General features: G+C 68.4%; 12 protein-coding genes. 2 read left to right on the top strand and 10 right to left on the bottom strand.

The genetic code is table 11. The features are described from left to right. Positions 1-2: 2 nt before the first annotated feature. Together purN and purD are read left to right on the top strand one after the other, a co-directional pair. Positions 3-893 carry a phosphoribosylglycinamide formyltransferase gene (purN, locus tag L1088_RS01315; RefSeq protein ID WP_234553395.1) on the top strand — a complete coding sequence of 297 codons (891 nt, stop codon included), beginning with the start codon at positions 3-5 and terminating at the stop codon, positions 891-893. Then, the gene (purD, locus tag L1088_RS01310; RefSeq protein ID WP_234553394.1) at positions 890-2,137 is read left to right on the top strand and encodes a phosphoribosylamine--glycine ligase; all 1,248 of its coding nucleotides are present in this window, start codon (positions 890-892) and stop codon (positions 2,135-2,137) included. The genes purN and purD overlap by 4 nt, the downstream gene beginning before the upstream one ends. 197 nt (positions 2,138-2,334) lie before the next feature. Here purD and L1088_RS01305 read toward each other — a convergent pair whose 3' ends face one another. From L1088_RS01305 to L1088_RS01260, 10 genes are all read right to left on the bottom strand, one after another. After that, positions 2,335-4,224 (bottom strand): 3'-5' exonuclease, encoded by a 1,890-nt coding sequence (locus L1088_RS01305; protein ID WP_234553393.1) that lies wholly within the window; start codon positions 4,222-4,224, stop codon positions 2,335-2,337. Further along, positions 4,221-4,580, bottom strand: coding sequence for a response regulator transcription factor (locus L1088_RS01300; protein ID WP_234553392.1), 360 nt, complete (start codon positions 4,578-4,580; stop codon positions 4,221-4,223). The genes L1088_RS01305 and L1088_RS01300 overlap by 4 nt, the downstream gene beginning before the upstream one ends. Beyond that, positions 4,504-7,053 (bottom strand): sensor histidine kinase, encoded by a 2,550-nt coding sequence (locus tag L1088_RS01295; protein ID WP_234553391.1) that lies wholly within the window; start codon positions 7,051-7,053, stop codon positions 4,504-4,506. Before L1088_RS01295 ends, L1088_RS01300 begins: the two co-directional genes overlap by 77 nt. Then, positions 7,050-7,226, bottom strand: a complete 177-nt coding sequence (locus tag L1088_RS01290) for a hypothetical protein (protein WP_200874489.1) — start codon at positions 7,224-7,226, stop codon at positions 7,050-7,052. Before L1088_RS01290 ends, L1088_RS01295 begins: the two co-directional genes overlap by 4 nt. Next, complete coding sequence (locus L1088_RS01285) at positions 7,223-8,971, bottom strand: DUF294 nucleotidyltransferase-like domain-containing protein (RefSeq protein ID WP_234553390.1); 1,749 nt, start codon at positions 8,969-8,971, stop codon at positions 7,223-7,225. Before L1088_RS01285 ends, L1088_RS01290 begins: the two co-directional genes overlap by 4 nt. Further along, entirely contained in the window at positions 8,925-9,296 is a 372-nt protein-coding gene (locus tag L1088_RS01280; RefSeq protein ID WP_234553389.1) for a hypothetical protein, read from the bottom strand. The genes L1088_RS01285 and L1088_RS01280 overlap by 47 nt, the downstream gene beginning before the upstream one ends. 37 nt (positions 9,297-9,333) lie before the next feature. Continuing rightward, positions 9,334-11,076: a sodium:solute symporter family protein gene (locus tag L1088_RS01275; RefSeq protein ID WP_234553388.1), complete on the bottom strand. Its 1,743-nt coding sequence runs from the start codon at positions 11,074-11,076 to the stop codon at positions 9,334-9,336. Positions 11,077-11,085: 9 nt separating this feature from the next. Further along, entirely contained in the window at positions 11,086-11,334 is a 249-nt protein-coding gene (locus L1088_RS01270; RefSeq protein WP_038047276.1) for a DUF4212 domain-containing protein, read from the bottom strand. Positions 11,335-11,519: 185 nt separating this feature from the next. Beyond that, positions 11,520-13,403 carry an acetate--CoA ligase gene (locus L1088_RS01265; protein ID WP_234553387.1) on the bottom strand — a complete coding sequence of 628 codons (1,884 nt, stop codon included), beginning with the start codon at positions 13,401-13,403 and terminating at the stop codon, positions 11,520-11,522. Then, positions 13,381-15,921, bottom strand: a complete 2,541-nt coding sequence (locus L1088_RS01260) for an AMP-binding protein (protein WP_234553386.1) — start codon at positions 15,919-15,921, stop codon at positions 13,381-13,383. Before L1088_RS01260 ends, L1088_RS01265 begins: the two co-directional genes overlap by 23 nt. Between the last annotated feature and the right edge of the window lie 79 nt (positions 15,922-16,000).

Here is a 16,000-nt window from a genome sequence, read left to right as displayed (position 1 = left end):
TTATGCTGAGCCCGTTTCCCTTGGGCCGCCCCGCGCGGATGGCGGTGATGGCCTCGGGCCGGGGCACCAATCTAGAAGCCCTCCTGGAGGCTTTTCCCCCCCAAAACCCCTGGGGGGAGGTGGTGTTGGTCCTCTCCGACAACCCGGAGGCCTACGCTTTGAAGCGGGCCTCGAGGCGGGGGGTGGAGGCGTTGGCCATCCCCTGGCGGGGGAGGAAGGCGTTTGAAAGGGAGGCCCTGGACCTGTTGCGGGCCAGGAATGTGGACCTGGTGCTCCTGGCTGGCTTCATGCGTCTCCTCTCTCCGGGTTTTGTGGAACCCTGGTACGGGCGTCTTTTGAACATCCACCCCTCCCTCCTCCCGGACTACCCGGGGCTCCACGTGCACCGGAGGGTCTTGGAGGCGGGGGAAAGGGAAACGGGCTCCACGGTGCACTTCGTGGACCAGGGCATGGACACGGGGCCCATCGTCCTCCAGGGGCGGGTGCCCGTCCTGCCTGGGGATACCCCGGAAACCCTGGAAAGGCGGGTGCTTTTCCTGGAGCACCGCCTTTATCCCAAGGCGGTGCGCCTGGTCCTTTCCGGGCTCGCCTTCCCCCCAGGGGATGGCCTCAAGGCCCTTCTTGGGGAGGCCTGGCCCCGCTTCCAGGGGCTTTCCCCCCGGGAAAAGCCCCTCTATCTCCGGGTTGCGGCCCTGCTTTCCGCCTGGGGCCTGGGGGGCCTGGTCCCGGCCGCCCTTATGGGCCAAGGGGGGGACTGGGGCCGGGGGGCCTTCCTCGCCGCCCACCTCCTGGTGGAGGACCATCCCGCCCTGCGCCGGGAGCTTGCGGAACTCCCTGAAGAGGTCCGCCTCAGGGCCGAGGAGGCCTTAAGGCGGGTAGAATCTCCCTCATGAAGGTGCTGGTGGTGGGTTCCGGGGGGCGGGAGCACGCCCTCTTGTGGAAGGCGGCGCAAAGCCCTTTGGTGGACAGGCTCTACGCTGCCCCTGGCAACGCCGGGATGGCCGCCTTGGTGGAGCTCGTGCCCTGGAATGGGGACGTGGAGGCCCTGGCCGAGTGGGCCCTGGCGGAGGGCATCGACCTTACCCTGGTGGGGCCGGAGGCCCCCCTGGTGGAAGGCATTGCCGACGCCTTTTTGGAGAGGGGTCTACGCATCTTCGGCCCCACGCAGAAGGCGGCCATGATCGAGGGTTCCAAGGCTTTCGCCAAGGGCCTTATGGAGCGCTACGGCATCCCCACCGCCCGCTACCGGGTCTTCCAGGATCCCATCCTGGCCTTGGAGTACCTGGAAGAGGTGGGGGTGCCCATCGTCATCAAGGAGTCGGGGCTGGCGGCGGGCAAGGGAGTGACGGTGGCCTTGGACCTCCACACCGCCAAGCAGGCGGTGATGAACCTGCTTTCCGGTCCCGAGGGGGGGGAGGTGGTGGTGGAGGAGTTCCTGGAGGGGGAGGAGGCCACGGTCCTGGCCCTGACCGATGGGGAAACCGTCTTGCCCCTCCTCCCTTCCCAGGACCACAAGCGACTTTTGGACGGGGATAGGGGCCCCATGACCGGCGGCATGGGGGCGGTGGCCCCGTATCCCATGGACGGGGCCACCTTGCGGCGGGTAGAAGAGGAGATCCTTAGGCCCCTCATCCGGGGCTTGCGGGCGGAGGGGGTGGTCTACCGGGGGGTGATCTATGCCGGGCTCATGCTCACCCGGGAGGGCCCCAAGGTGCTGGAGTTCAATGCCCGCTTCGGCGACCCGGAGGCCCAGGCCCTCCTGCCCCTTTTGCACAATGACCTGGTGGAGCTGGCCCTAAGGGTGGCGGAGGGGCGGTTAAGGGGAACGGAGCTGGCCTGGCGGGAGGGAGCCTCCGCCTGTGTGGTTCTGGCGGCCCCCGGCTACCCGGAAAGCCCCAGGAGGGGCATCCCCCTCCACGTCCCCGAGCCCCCGGAGGCGGTCTTGGTGTTCCATGCGGGCACCCGGCGGGAAGGTGGGGCTTTGGTAAGCGCAGGGGGGCGGGTGCTGAACGTGGTGGGGCTCGGGCGGGACCTGAAGGAGGCCCTGGACCGGGCCTATGCCTACGTGGGCCAGGTGGGCTTCCCCGGGGCCCTCTACCGTCGGGACATCGGGCAGAAGGCCTTGCGTCGGGCTTGAGCGGCCAAGGGGCCCCTCGCGGCTTGCGTCCCGACGGGGGCTCCGGAAAGGCTGTGCGCCAGCCGCTCTGGCTCAGCCCATGAGGCGACCACCGCTTAAGTACCCCGTCGTGGCTTGCGCCAAGACGGGGGCCCCAAAGAGGCGATAAGCAAGCCGCTTTGGCTTTAGCCGATGGGGCAGCCTTTGTGCGCAGATACTTAGTACTTGAGCCGGGCCAGGGGGAGGCGGGCGCAGGCCTGGAGCACTTCGCCCAGGGTGCGGTATCCCCTTTCTTTCAGGAGAGGCACCATGCGGGCGAAGACCTCCGCGGTCATCAGGGCGTCCCCCAAAGCGGTGTGGCGGCCCAGGACCGGCACCCCGAAGCGCTCGGCCAGGGTTTCCAGGCGGTGGTCCTCGAGGTCGGGGAAGAGGAGGTGCGAAAGGAGGAGGGTGTCCACCAGGGGGGGCTGGTGGATGCCCACCCGTTTGAGAAAGGCCATATCGAAGGCTCCGTTGTGGGCCAGGAGCACGGTGTCCTCCAAAAAGGCTCGGAACCCCGGCAGAACCTCCGCCAGCCTGGGCTTCCCCTTGAGCATTTCCCAGGTGAGGCCGTGGATCTCGGTGGAGGCCTTGGGGATGGGACGCCCCGGGTCCACCAGGGCCTCGTAGACCTCGTGGTGGAGCACCCTTCGCCCCAGCACGTGCACCGCTCCCAGGGCAAGGATGGCGTCCTTTTCCGGGTCCAGCCCGGTGGTTTCCAGGTCGAAGGCGGTGTAGAGCAGCCCCTCCAAGGGGGCCTCCTCCAGCTCCTCGGGGGTGTGGAGGAGGGATAGGTCAAAAACCTCCGCCCGGGGTGGGGGTCCTTCCTTCTTGGGAAGGCGGGGGGCTTCCCGGGCGGGGAGGAGGAGGTGGAGGGCGGTTCCTTCCCGCCAAAGGCTTCCCCCCACTCCTTCCACCGCCTGGCGGAGCAGGGGGTGGGGTTCGGGGGCAGGGTGGGGGAAGTGGAAGGTGAGGTGTAGCAGGCTCTCCTGGCGCGCGCCCTTCAGGAAGACCTCCTCCTCTTCCCGCAGGGTGGCCGCTAGCCCCTGGGTCAGGGCGTAGGTGTTGGCCTGAACCAACAGCCCCCTTGCCTCCTCCTCCAAGGACATCCCTGGGGAAACCCCCACCTCCCGTTCCAGGGCCTGGGAGAGGAGGGGCCAGAGGTCCTCCGCCAGCACCTCCGCCGCCTGGGGCGGGGGACTTAGGGAGGCCACCAGGGCTGCCAGCTCGTCCGCCGTGGTCTGGGCCGCCTGCAGAAGGGGCTGGAGGTGGGGGGTAGCCTCTTCCCTTAAGGCTTCCACCAGGGCCTTGATTCCCGCGAGCTTGTCTTTCAAGCGGTGCAGGGTGTTCCCCTCGAGGCCCCCCTCTTCCTTGCCCTCCTCCAGGAGCACCAAGAACCCCCCTTCCCCTTCCAGGGGCACCACCTGCAAGCGGAGGGGGCCCTTGGGTCCTTGCGTGAGAAAGCGCTCCTCCGGGAGGGCTAGGGCGTGGGCCAAGAGGCCCCGGTCCAGAAGGCCGAAGAGGCTTTTGCCCACCCCCAGGCCCTCGCCCAAGAGCCGCCGGGCGGTGGAGTTGTAGAGGAGCACCTGGCCTCGAGGGTTAGCGAGCACCACCCCTTGGGGGAGGTGGCCGATGAGGGCAGCTAGGGTCTCGCGCTCCTGCTCCGAGATGACCTTGGCCTCGGCGATCTTGGCGGCCACCTCCTGTTCCAAGGCCTCCTTCTCCGCGGCCAGGCGGTTGATGAGGCTTGCCAGGGCCTGGAGTTCAAAGGGCCCCCTGAGGCGCAGGCGGTGGCCGGGATTGGCCAGGACAACCTCTGCCTCCTGGCCCAAGGCCCGGCTAGCGGCCAGGTAGCCCAGGAAGAGGGGGTGGAGGAGGGCGGCCAGGACCAGGGTGAAGAGGAGGACCACGAAGCCCAGAAGGGGAAGCTTGGCCTTGGCTACCCGCAAGAGCTCCTGCCTCAGGCCCTCTTCCCCCTGCAGGAGCAGAAAGAGGCCCAAGGCCACCGCGCCCCCCACCAGGAGGAGGCCCAGGAGGAGGGCGCCCAGGAAGCGCAGGCTTTCTCTCATCCTTCCTCCCCAAGACTTTGCACCTGAGCCAAAAGCTCCTGGATGCTAAAGGGTTTTGGTAAAAATGCCTCCGCTCCCAAGGCCAGGGCCTTAGCCCGGTCCGCCTGTTGCCCCCGTGCGGTGAGCACCAGGACCTTAGGCCGGGTGGGAAGCCCCCGCAGGTGCTCCAGAACCGCGAAGCCGTCCAACCCGGGCAGCATCAGGTCCAGCACCACCAGGTCAAAGCTCCCCGTCCCCAGATGGGCCAGGGCTTCCTCCCCCGTCCGGGCCAAGGTCACCTCATGCCCCGCCTTCTTCAGGAGGAACTCCAGGGGCACCAGGATGCTCTCCTCGTCGTCCACCACCAGGATCCTCATGGCTCACCTCCAGGGGTAGGGTGAAGGCAAAGGTGGTTCCGTTGCCGTTCTCCAGCCAGATTCTCCCTCCCAACCCCTCCACCAGCCGCCGGGCCAGGAATAGGCCCAGCCCGGTTCCGCCGGAGAAGCTTTGGAAGGGTTCAAACACCCGTGGCCTCGCCTCCTCGGGCACCCCAGGGCCATCGTCCACCACGCGAAAGAGGGCCTCCCCGTTCCTCCGGTGAAGCTCCAGGCGCACCCGCCTTCGCGCGTGGCGCAGGGCGTTGTGCAGCAGGTTCAAGAGGATCTGGAGTACGCGGTCCCGGTCGGTTGGGGCGTGGACTGCTTCCAAAGCCTCCTCCATGTTAACGCCCCTTTCCAGGCTGAGGGGCTTGACCAAAGCCAAGGCCTCCTCCGCCAGGCCCTTGAGGTCTGTGGGGGCTAAAGCGGGGGGCAGGCCCGCCTGCAAGCGGGTGTAGGCCAGAACCTGGTCCACCAGGCGGGAGAGCCGGGCGGCCTCCTTGGCCAGGAGAGCGATGAAGCGGCGGCGCTCCTCCTCGGGCAGGTCGGGGTGGGCCTCGAGGATCTCCGCCAGGGCCCGCACCGAGGTCAGGGGGGTCTTGAGCTCGTGGGAAACCGCCGCCAGAAGCTCATCCTTGGCCTGGTCCAGGGCCTTCAACCGCTCGTAGGCTTCGGAAAGCTCCTTTCTTGCCGCCTCCAGGGCCTCGGCGTAGGTCCTGAGGGCCCTGGACTCCCGGGCGGCTGCCTCCACCTCCTCCCGCAGGGCCTGGGGTGGGGCCTCCCGGGTAGCGGAGAGAAGGAGAAGCCGGGCGGTGGCGGGTCCCACTGACCCCGCCAGCCAGGCCTCCGCCAAGGCCGCGGCCTCCGGCCCTCGTAGCCCCGTGGCCTGCTCCAGGAAGGCTTCGCCAGCTTCCGGGCCAAGGACGCGCCGCAAAAGGGCGGCCAACTCCTCCACCTCCCCCGTGCGGTCCCTCGAGGGCGCTTCCTGCCGGGTGAAGAGGGATACCCCCAGGGTGAGGGCCAGGTTGAGGGTGAGGCTCGCTAGGAAACCGTGGGTGACGGGGTCCAGGCCGGAGAGGCCCAAAAGCCCCTCGGGCCTGAGGAGGGGGTGGGGGCCCTCCAGGAAGCCCTTGGGGAGCCAGCCCGAGCGGGCTAGAGCGGGGAGGAAAAGGGTGTAGGCCCAAAGGGCCGTGCCCCCAAGGAGGCCCGCCAGGGCCCCTTGCGGGGTGGTTCCTTTCCAGAAGAGGCCAAGAAGGCTGGCCGGGGCCAGCTGGGCCACGGCCACAAAGGAGATGAGGCCCATGCCCACCAGGGCGTAGGCCTCCCCCGCCAGGCGGAAGTAAAGGTAGGCCAGGAGCATCACCAGCAAGATGGCCAGCCGCCGCCACAGGAGGAGGCTGCCCAGGGCGCGGTAGCGGAGGAGAAGGGGGGAGAGAAGGTGGTTGGAAATCAGGATGGAGAGGGCCAGGCTTTCCACCACCACCATGGCTGTGGCCGCGGAAACCCCCCCTAGGAAGGCCAGGAGGGCCAGGAGAGGGCTTATCTCCAGGGGGAGGGCCAGGACGTAGAGGTCGGGGTTTTCTCCAGGCAGGTGGAGCCGGCCCAGAAGGGCCAGGGGCAGCACCGGCAGGTTGATGAGGAGGAGGTAAAGGGGGAAGGCCCAGGCCGCCAGGGGGAGGTGCTTGGGGTCCACGTTTTCCACCACGCTCACGTGGAACTGCCGGGGCAGGAAGAGGAAGGCCAGGCCGGAGAGGAGAATCAGGCTCACCCACGCCAGGTATCCCGCAAGCCCCTCGGGAGGGAGAAGCAGGGGTGCCAGCTCAGGGCGACTCTGGGCCTGAGGGAAGGGGTTCCCCAGGCTCCAGAGCATCGTTACCCCCACCAGGAGGAAGGCCAGGAGCTTTACCAGGGACTCGAAGGCCACCGCCAACACCAGGCCCTGATGCCGCTCCGAGGGGTCCAGGCGGCGGGTGCCGAAGAGGATGGCGAAGAGGGCGAGGAAGAGGGCCGTGGGGAAAGCCACATCGGCCAAGGGCTCCTTCTCCCCGCTGAGGAAGAGGAAGGCCTGGGCGATGGCCTTGAGCTGTAGGGCAAGGTAGGGGAGGAGGCCCACCACCAGGAAGGCTGCAGCCAGGGGGCCCAGAAGGGGATGGCGGTAGCGTAGGAAGAGGAAGTCCGCCCAGGAAGTGAGGCGGTGGGCGCGGGCCAGCTGGAGTAGCCGCCCGTGAAGGAGGGGCCAAAAGAGAAGGACCAGGGTGGGCCCTAGGTAGATGGGCAAGAAGGTGGCTCCTTCCGTGGCCGCCCGGCCCACGCTTCCCATGAAGGTCCAGGCAGTGGCGTAGACCGCTAGGGAAAGGGCGTAAGCCCACGGGCCCTGGGCCAGGGCCTTGCCCCGGCCTTCGCCCAGGAGGGCCACCAGGAAGAGGAGGCCCAGGTAGAGGGCGAGGCTGGTGAGGAGAAGGGAGGGGCTCATGGCTTGCGAAAGAAGCGGTAGGCCAGGAGGACCACGAAGCCCCAGGCTCCGTAGAGGTAAAGGTAAAGGGGCGGAAGCCCCCAGGGGCCCTCGGTTTGGCGGAAGAGGAGGTCTAGAGGCAGCAGGAAGAGGAGGATGGCCAGGAAAAAGAGGGCTAGGGCCTTTTCCTTCATCGCAACTGGAAGCGGCTTGCCGTGCTCTCCTGCACCTCGGCGATGATCCGGAAGCCCTCGAGGGCCTCCCGCCTCTCCCCAGGGGAGAGGGAGGACCAGAGCACCCGGTTGCTCACTGCCTTCCCCTCCTTTAGGGCCCGGAGCTGGTGGGCCAGGCGCAAGGCGAAGAAGAAGCGGAAGGCCTCGGCCAGGCGTTCCGCCCCCTCCCGGCTCAGGGTACCCCCGGCTGCGGCGGCCTCCAGGCGCTCTGGGGTGCCCTTAGCCAGGCTTCCGGCCATCAGGGCGTAGAGCCGGGCCAGGGAGACGATGGGGGCCAGGGCGTGACGCTTGAGGTCCACGAACCCCTCCTCGGTGCGCACCCGGCCGAACAGGCCCAGGGGCGGGCGGAAGGCCAGGCTGGCCTGGGCCAAGTGGTAGAGGAAGACGCCTTTGCGGCTTTCCTCCAGGAAGGTTTCCTCCAGGGGCCTCAGGGAGAGGCTGCCCGCCGCTTGGCGCAGGTCGAAGAAGATCTGGGTTTCCAGGAGGGCCTGGGGCTCAGGGGCCTCCATCCACTTGCGGAAGGTGGCCGTCCATTCGGAAAGGGGCATCCGCCAGCGGGTGGCCATGTACCCGCCCTTACACTCGGGGATACCGGCGCGGATCAGCCCTCCCACCACGTGCTCTGCCAGGGCCTGGAAGTAGCCTTCGTGCCCCGCTTCCGCCAGGACCAGGGCGTTGTCCTGGTCGGTGAGCAGGGCTTGCTCTCTTCTTCCTTCCGAGCCGAAGACCATGAAGGCGTAGGCGGTGGGGGGAGGGCCCAAGGCGGCCTCCGCCTCCTTCACCAGGCGGCGGACGAGGGCGTCGTTCAAGGAGGCCACCACCCGGCCGATCTCCACCCCGCCCAGGCCCTTTTGGAAGAGGGCCTCCACCAGGGAGGCCACCTCGAGGCTGTACCGCTCCAGCTCCAGCCGCTCAATGCGCCGCAGGAGGAGAAGGGGGCTTTGCGCCTGGCTCAGCACCAGATCGGTGTGGGTCACCACCCCCACCACCCGTTCCCCCTCCAGGAGGGGGAGGTGGTGGATGCCCCTTTCCACCATGGCCGCCACCGCCTCGTAAAGGGGGGTCTCCGCCGGCAGGGCGAAGAGGGGGGCGCTCATGACCTCCCGCACCGGGGTGCTGGAGGGGCGGCCTTCCGCCAGCACCCGGTTGCGCAGGTCCCGGTCGGTGAGGATGCCGGGGGGCTCCCCGGCCACCAGCAGGCTGGAGATCCCCTCCCGCCGCATGACCTGGGCCGCCTCCGCCACCGTAGCCGAGGGGGAGATAAAGATGGGCGCTTTGCGCACGAGCCGCCCCACGGGGGCGAAGAGGGAGAGGTCCGGGGCGGCTTTGAGCCGGACCCGCTCCCAGAGCCCGTGCTCGAAGAAGCGGCCCGCCTCAGGGTGGGTGAGGAGCCTGCGGAAGGCCTCTTCCGGAAACGTTAGGACCCTCACTGGTCCCCGGGCCTCCACACCGAAGGCGGGGGGTTCCCCGGAGAGGAGGGAGGGGAAGCCGAAGAACTCCCCAGGCCCCAAGGTGCCCACCGGTTCCTCGCCGTCCAGGAGGACGACCTCCCCCTCGAGGACCAGGTAGAGCCCCCGGGCGGGTGCCCCCCCCTGCTCCAAAAAGCGGTGGCCTGGCGGGTAGACCCCTTCCTGGGCCTCCGCCAGCAGGGCCTCCCGCTCAGCCTCGGGAAGGGCGCTCAGGGGTGGAAGCGTTCTTGGGTCCATAGTCCGGGGTTAGCCAGGCCAGGAGGGGCACCAGGAGGTGCAACGCCACCTGGGCCTGGAGCAGCACAAGAAGCCCAATCCCCAGCATGAAGGCCGGGGGCAGGAGAACGAAGAGCCGCACCACCCGGGCAAGCCCCGGCGGGGGCAGGGGCCAGAGCCGGTGGTAGAGCACCCCCAGGCCCATCCCCACCAGGGTCCCCAAGGCCAGGTGGAACAGGGTGGCCGGGGTGGGGAAGGGGAGAGCCAGGAGGTAGTGGCCGGAGAGGTAGAAGCCAAAAAGCGCCACCAGGCTTCCCAGGTAAAACCGCAGGTAAAGGAGGAGCATAGGGGCATTTTAGGGGGGCCTGCGCCCCCCTTTCACCTCAGTGTTCCGCCGCCTGGCCTGCCCCCCTCGGGACGCGGATCTCCTCCACCAGGTGCTGGATGTGCTCCGGAGGCGGAGGCGTGGCCCGGGAGACCACGTAGGCCACGATGAAGTTCAGGATCATGCCGATAACGCCTACCCCTTCGGCGCTGATGCCGAAAAGGTTGGGGATCACCGGGGCCGGGGCCCCGAAGATCTGCGGCGCCCGCATCATCCCGATCATGACCGCGGTGAAGATGAGGCCCACCAGGATGCCGGCGATGGCCCCCTCCCGGTTCATGCGCTTGTCAAAGATGCCCAAGAGGATGGCGGGGAAGAGGCTGGCCGCCGCCAGGCCGAAGGCGAAGGCCACCACCTGGGCCACGAAGCCGGGGGGGTTCACCCCGAAGTAGCCGGCCAGGATCACCGCCAGGAGGATCACGATGCGCCCCGCCAAAAGGCGCTGGGCCTCGGTGGCGTTGGGGCGGAAGATGCGGTAGTAGATGTCGTGGGAGATGGCGCTGGACATGGCCAGAAGGAGCCCTGCCGCCGTGGAGAGGGCCGCGGCCAGACCGCCCGCCGCCACCAAGGCGATCACGAAGGGGGCGAGGCGGGCCACCTCCGGGGTGGAGAGGACGATGATGTCGTTGTCCAAGTGGACCTCGTTTTTGCTCTTCTCGTCCGGGGTGTTGAAGTCCGGCCTGCCTCCTTTGAGGGTGAAGGCCCGCCCCGGGGCGATGGTGACCTTGCCGTCCCCGTCCTTGTCCACGAAGGCCAGGAGCTTGGTCTTTTCCCACTTGGCCACCCATTCGATCTGGCGCACCTCCTCCAGGGTCTTGCCGTTCAGGGTGGAGATGAGGTTGTAGCGGGCGAAAGCGGCAAGCGCCGGGGCCGTGGTGTAGAGGAGGGCGATGAAGAGGAGGGCCCAGCCGGCAGAGTAGCGGGCCGAGCGCACGTCAGGCACGGTGTAGAAGCGGATGATCACGTGGGGAAGCCCGGCGGTGCCCACCATCAGGGCCAGGGTGATGGCCAGGATGTCGATCATGGGCTTGCCCTGGAAGGGCTTGGTGTACTCGGTGAAGCCCAGGTCCACCTGGATTTGGTTGAGGCGGCTCACCAGGTCGCTGAAGGTGAAGGCCAGCTGAGGGATGGGGTTGCCGGTGAGCACGTTGGCGATGGCGATGGCCGGGATCAGGTAGGCGATGATGAGCACCGAATACTGGGCCACCTGGGTCCAGGTGATGCCCTTCATGCCGCCCAGCACGGCGAAGAAGGCCACTACCGCTACCCCGATGATCACCCCGGTGGCGATGTCTACCTGGAGGAAGCGGCTGAAGACGATGCCCACACCCCGCATCTGCCCGGCCACGTAGGTGAGGGAGATGAAGATGGTGGCGATGGCCGCCACCGCCCGGGCGGTGTGGGAGTAGTAGCGGTCGCCGATGAAGTCGGGCACGGTGTACTTGCCGTACTTGCGCAGGTAGGGGGCCAGGAGGAGGGCCAGGAGCACGTAGCCCCCGGTCCAGCCCATGAGGTACACCGCCCCGTCGTAGCCCATGGAGGAGATGAGGCCCGCCATGGAGATGAAGCTGGCGGCGGACATCCAGTCGGCGGCGGTGGCCGCCCCGTTGGCGATGGCGGGCACCCCGCGCCCTGCCACGTAGAACCCCGCGGTCTCCCGCACCCTCGAGGCGTAGCCGATGTAGATGTAGGCGGCGAAGGTGATGCCCACAATGAGGTAGGTCCAGGTCTCAACGCTCATGCTCCACCCCTACTCGTGCACCCCGTAGTGCCGGTCCAGCTGGTCCATCCTCCAGGCGTAGTAGAAGATGAGGACCACGAAGACGTAGATGCTCCCTTGCTGGGCGAACCAGAAGCCCAGGGGAACCCCTCCCAGGCGGATGCCGTTTAAGGGCTCCACCAGGAGGATGCCGAAGACGTACGAAACCAAAGCCCAGATGAGGAGCAGGTTTCGTATGAGCGAGGTGTTGGCCTTCCAGTACTCCGTCGCCTTCTCCATAACTCCCTCCCCCGCTTGGGAAGCGCCTTTTGCGCCTCCTACTTTTGGCTTCCCTCGCGGTTGGCGGCCATCTTAGGGAAGGATGAGGGGGGTGTCAAGAAACCTTGGCTTTGCGGGCATGCGAAAAAGGCGGGGTTTCCCAAGAAAAGGGGGTGGGGAAACCCCGCCCCCCAGGAGAGAGGGGGCTACTCCTCGAGGGTGGAGAGGTCCCCGGGGTCTTTCCCCAGCTCCTGGGCCTTAAGGAGCCGCCTCAAAATCTTTCCTGACCGGGTCTTGGGGAGCTTGTCCAGGAAGACCACCTCCGAGGGGGTGGCGATGGGGCCCAGCTCCCGGCGCACGTGGGCGATGAGGCCTTCCTTGAGCTCTTCGGAAGGGCTCTCCCCCAGCCTAAGGACCACGAAGGCCTTGATGGCTTCCCCCTTGAGGGGGTCGGGCACCCCGATGACGGCGGCTTCAGCCACGGCGGGGTGGGAGACCAGGGCGCTTTCCACGTCCGCGGTGCCGATGCGGTGCCCCGCCACGTTCAGGACGTCGTCCGCCCGCCCGAGAACGCTAAAGTAGCCCTCCTCGTCCCGGCTGGCCACGTCCCCGGCGGCGTACACGCCCCCCGGCACCTCCCGCCAGTACTGCAGGTACCGCTCGTGGTTGCCCCAGACGGTGCGCATCATGTGGGGGAAGGGGCGCTTGAGCACCAAAAGCCCGCCCTGGCCCGGGGGTACCGGCTTCCCGTCCTCGTCCACCACCGCCGCCTCCACCCCGGGAAGGGCCACCCCGGCGAAGCCCGGCTTGGCGGGGAGGGTGAGAGGCGTGCCCAGGGTGGGCCCCCCCAGTTCCGTTTGCCACCAGTTGTCGGCCACAAAGCCCCTTTGGCCCTCTTCCATCAGGTGCGTGTAAGCCCAGCGCAGGGCCTCGGGGTTCAAGGGCTCCCCGGCCACGGCCACGAGGCGCAAGGAGGAGAGGTCGTACCTCTTGGGCCACTCGGGGCCGAACTTCATGAAGAGGCGCACCGCCGTGGGGGCCGTGAACATCACGTTTACCCGGTGGCGCTCCACCGCCTGCCAGAAGGCCCCAGGGTCGGGGTAGTCGGGGGCGCCCTCCCTGAGGACGCTGGTCACCCCCTCCAGAAGGGGGGCGTAGACGATGTAGGAGTGGCCCACAATCCAGCCGATGTCGCTGGTGGCCCAGTAGACGTCGTCGTCTTTCACGTCAAAGAAGGTGCGCAGGTGGTAGGTGGTGCCCACCATGTACCCCCCGTGCACGTGCACCACGCCCTTGGGCTTGCCCGTGGAGCCCGAGGTGTAGAGGATGAAGAGGGGGTGCTCCGCGTCCACCATCTCCGCCCGGGCCTCGGGGGCGCTTCCCCAAAGGATCTCCTGGAAGTCGTAATGCCCTTCGGGAAGCTCGGTCCGGAAGGCCCGCTGGAACCAGACCACCTTTAGGGGCAGGTCCCGAATGGCCTCCTCCACGATGGAGCGGAGGTCCACCCCCTTGCCTCTCCGGTAGCTCACGTCTCCGGCGATGAGGAGCTTGGCCCCCGCGTCCAGGATGCGCTCCCTAAGGGCGGCCACCCCGAGCCCCGCGTAGACCACGCTGTGGATGGCCCCCAGGTAGGCGGTGGCCAGCATGGAGAGGACGCCCTCGAGGGTCAGGGGCATGTAGATGACCACCCGGTCCCCCTTCTCTACCCCCAGGCGCCTAAGCCCCGTGGCCAAGCGGCGCACCCGGTCCAGAAGCTCCCCGTAGGTGAGCTTCTCCTCCCGGCCGTCCTCCGCGAGGTAAATGAGGGCCACCTTGTTGCGCAGGCCCCTTTCCACGTTCCGCTCCAGGGCGTTGTAGACCGCGTTGGTGGTGCCTCCAAGGAACCAGCGGTGCTCGGGAAGGTTCCACTCCAGCACCCGTTCAAAGGGTTTCTCCCAGTAAAACCTCCTGGCCCACTCCCCCCAGAAGCCCTCTGGGTCTTCCAGGCTCCTGCGGTACTCCCCGGCGAAGTCCTGCAGGTTGGCCTGTCGCCTGAGGCCTTCCGGAGCCCAAAGCCGCTCCTCCTCCTTAAGAAGCTTTTCCAGTGCCATATCCCTCCTCCAGGCCCGAGGTGTCCCCCGGGTCCATGCCCAAAAGCTCTGCTTTCAGAAGCCTCCGCAGGATCTTGCCGCTGCGGGTTCGGGGAAGGCTTTCCGTGAAGTAGATCCGGGGTGGGGGCACCGGGCCCAGGTGGCGCAGGAGGTGCCCCTTGAGCTTTTCCGCCAGGAGGGGCTTGAGCTCCTCGGGCACCTCCTTCTTGGGCACCACGAAGACCGCCATCTCCTCCCCCTCCTCCCCAGGAAGGCCGATGGCCGCGGCCTCCGCCACCTGGGGGTGGGTGAGGGCGATGGCCTCCACCTCGGCGGTGCCGAGCCGGGCCTCCCCCACCTTGATGACCTCGTCTGTGCGCCCCAGGATGCGGAAGTAGCCTTCCTCGTCCCAGGTGGCTAGGTCCCCTGTCCAGTAGAGGCCCCCGCGCCAGGGGCTTTCCCCCCCCAGGAGGTCCACCATGTGGGCGGGGCCCGTTCGCAGGAGGACCAGGTGGCCCTTGGCCCCCGGGGGCAGGACCCGGCCTTCGGCGTCCACCACCCGGGCCTCCACCCCCGGCAGGGGCACCCCCACGAACCCCGGCTTGGCGGGAAGGGCAAGGGGGGTAGCCAGGGCCGGGGCCCCGAGCTCCGTCTGCCACCAGTTGTCCAGGGGCCAGGCCAGGTTTTCCTGGGCCCAGCGCCAGACCTCGGGGGCCAGGGCCTCCCCCACGCTGCCCACCAGGCGCAAGGCGGTGGGCCGGGCCTCCCCGTGGCGCCGGAGGAGCCGGAGGACCGTGGGGGAGGTGAGGAGGACGTCCACGCCCAGGCGCCCAAGCCTCTCGTAGAAGGCGGCGGGGCTGGGGTGGTCGGGCCGGTCCTCCACCAGGAGGCTGGTTCCCCCCAGGAGGAGGGGAGCGTAGAGGCCGAAGGAGTGGCCCACCACCCAAAAGAGGTCGGCGGTGGTGTGGAAGACCTCCCCCGGCTTCAGGTCAAAGAGGTACCGCAGGGCCCAGGCCACCCCCACCATGTACCCGCCGTGGCCGTGGACCACCCCCTTGGGCTTTCCTGTGGAGCCCGAGGTGTAGAGGAGGAAGAGGGGGTGATGGGCCTCCACGGGCACCGCCTCCACCGACCTTCCTTCCGACGCCCGTTCCAGGAACTCGGTGGTGCCCCGGGGGTGCCACAGGATGGGGAGGTCCAGCCCGTGGACCGCCGCCTCCACCACGGGGCGCAAGGGGATAGCCTGTCCCCGGCGGAAGTAGCTATCCGCGGCGATGAGGAGCCGGGCTTTGCTCTGTACCAGCCTTTCCCGCAGGGCCTCGGGGCCGAGGCCCACCGGCAGGGCCACGTGCACTGCGCCCAGGCGGGCCAGGGCCAGGAGGCTCAAAGCGGCTTCCACCCCCGTGGGCAGGTACAGGGCCACCCGGTCCCCCGCCTGCACCCCCAGGGCCTGGAGGACTCCCGCCAGGCGGCGGGAGAGGTCATGGAGCTCGCGGTAGGTCCACTTCTCCAGGCGGCCTTCCCCGTCCAGGGTGAGGAGGGCCACCTGCTGGGCCCTTTGCGGCAGGTGGCGGTCCAGGGCGTTTAGGGCGGCGTTGGTGCGCCCGCCCGCGAACCAGCGGCGGTTTTCCGGGTCGTAGACCTCTTTCCAAGGGCTTTCCCATAAGAACTCCCGGGCGAAGGGGCCGAAGAAGGCCTCGGGGTCCTCGAGGCTCGCCCGGTAGGCCTCGGCGTAGTCCTGTAGGTTGGCCTCCTCCCGGAGGGTGCGGGGGGGTTCGACGGCCTCCACCCGCAGGCTGGGTTCTGGGGGTGGGGCCAAACTGGGGGGCTCGGGGGGGCTTAGATGGGGGGAAACCTGGGCTACCTCCGAGAGGGCCCGGGCCAGGCGGCTAAAGGCGAAGGGGAACCGCCTGGCGGGCACCACCACCCCCAGGGCTCCCAGAAGCTCCCCCCGGGGCCCGAAGAGGGGAGCGGCCAGGGCGGAAAGCCCGGGGGCGTACTCCTCCATCTCCGCCGCCAGCCCTGACTCCCGCACCCGTTTGAGCTCCTCCTCGAGGGCCAGGGGATCGGTGAGGGTGTAGGGGGTGCGGGGGCGCAAGGGGGGAAGGGGCAGGGCTCCGAAGGCCAGGAGCACCTTGCCCAGGGCCAGGGCGTGGACCTCCTCGGGAAGGGTGTCCCCCAAGGGGTGGGGCTGGCCCTGCCGCCCCCGGGTCTTGAGACGCACCCCTTCGGGGGTGAGGAGGGCCAAGTAGCACCTCTCCCGGGTGCGCAGGTAAAGCTCCTCCAGGGCCTCGCCCAGGTAGGGACCCCTGGGGCTTTCCACGGGCACCGGCTTGGTGGTGCCGAGGCGGTAGCCCCGCTCCGTCTTCACAGCAAATCCCTCCTCCGCCAGGCTGTTCAAGAGGGCGTAGGCGGTGGAGAGGCTTTTGCCCAGGAGGCGGGCCACCTCCTTCACCTCCACCCCCTCGGGGTGCTCAGCCAGGTAGGCCAGGATGCGCAAGGCTGCCTGGACGGTGGAGAGGCTTCTTTTCCTGGCCATGGTGGGCTCATCTTCCGCAGGGTAGCCGCCCCTTGTCAAGAAAGACACCCTTTGGCAAATGGTGAAAAACCCTCTTTTT

The organism is Thermus caliditerrae, from assembly GCF_021462525.1.
In the GTDB taxonomy this organism is placed as follows: Bacteria; Deinococcota; Deinococci; order Deinococcales; family Thermaceae; genus Thermus; species Thermus caliditerrae.
The sequence above is the reverse complement of the archived record's forward strand: the minus strand, read 5'-3'. Positions and strand labels throughout refer to the sequence as shown.

Coding starts and splice junctions, on each gene's coding strand:
- L1088_RS01290 (WP_200874489.1), bottom strand. CDS start 7,226: ATGAAGGAAAAGGCCCTAGCCCTCTTTTTCCTGGCCATCCTCCTCTTC.
- purD (WP_234553394.1), top strand. CDS start 890: ATGAAGGTGCTGGTGGTGGGTTCCGGGGGGCGGGAGCACGCCCTCTTG.
- L1088_RS01280 (WP_234553389.1), bottom strand. CDS start 9,296: ATGCTCCTCCTTTACCTGCGGTTTTACCTGGGAAGCCTGGTGGCGCTT.
- L1088_RS01275 (WP_234553388.1), bottom strand. CDS start 11,076: ATGAGCGTTGAGACCTGGACCTACCTCATTGTGGGCATCACCTTCGCC.
- purN (WP_234553395.1), top strand. CDS start 3: ATGCTGAGCCCGTTTCCCTTGGGCCGCCCCGCGCGGATGGCGGTGATG.
- L1088_RS01300 (WP_234553392.1), bottom strand. CDS start 4,580: ATGAGGATCCTGGTGGTGGACGACGAGGAGAGCATCCTGGTGCCCCTG.
- L1088_RS01305 (WP_234553393.1), bottom strand. CDS start 4,224: ATGAGAGAAAGCCTGCGCTTCCTGGGCGCCCTCCTCCTGGGCCTCCTC.
- L1088_RS01270 (WP_038047276.1), bottom strand. CDS start 11,334: ATGGAGAAGGCGACGGAGTACTGGAAGGCCAACACCTCGCTCATACGA.
- L1088_RS01295 (WP_234553391.1), bottom strand. CDS start 7,053: ATGAGCCCCTCCCTTCTCCTCACCAGCCTCGCCCTCTACCTGGGCCTC.
- L1088_RS01285 (WP_234553390.1), bottom strand. CDS start 8,971: ATGGACCCAAGAACGCTTCCACCCCTGAGCGCCCTTCCCGAGGCTGAG.
- L1088_RS01260 (WP_234553386.1), bottom strand. CDS start 15,921: ATGGCCAGGAAAAGAAGCCTCTCCACCGTCCAGGCAGCCTTGCGCATC.
- L1088_RS01265 (WP_234553387.1), bottom strand. CDS start 13,403: ATGGCACTGGAAAAGCTTCTTAAGGAGGAGGAGCGGCTTTGGGCTCCG.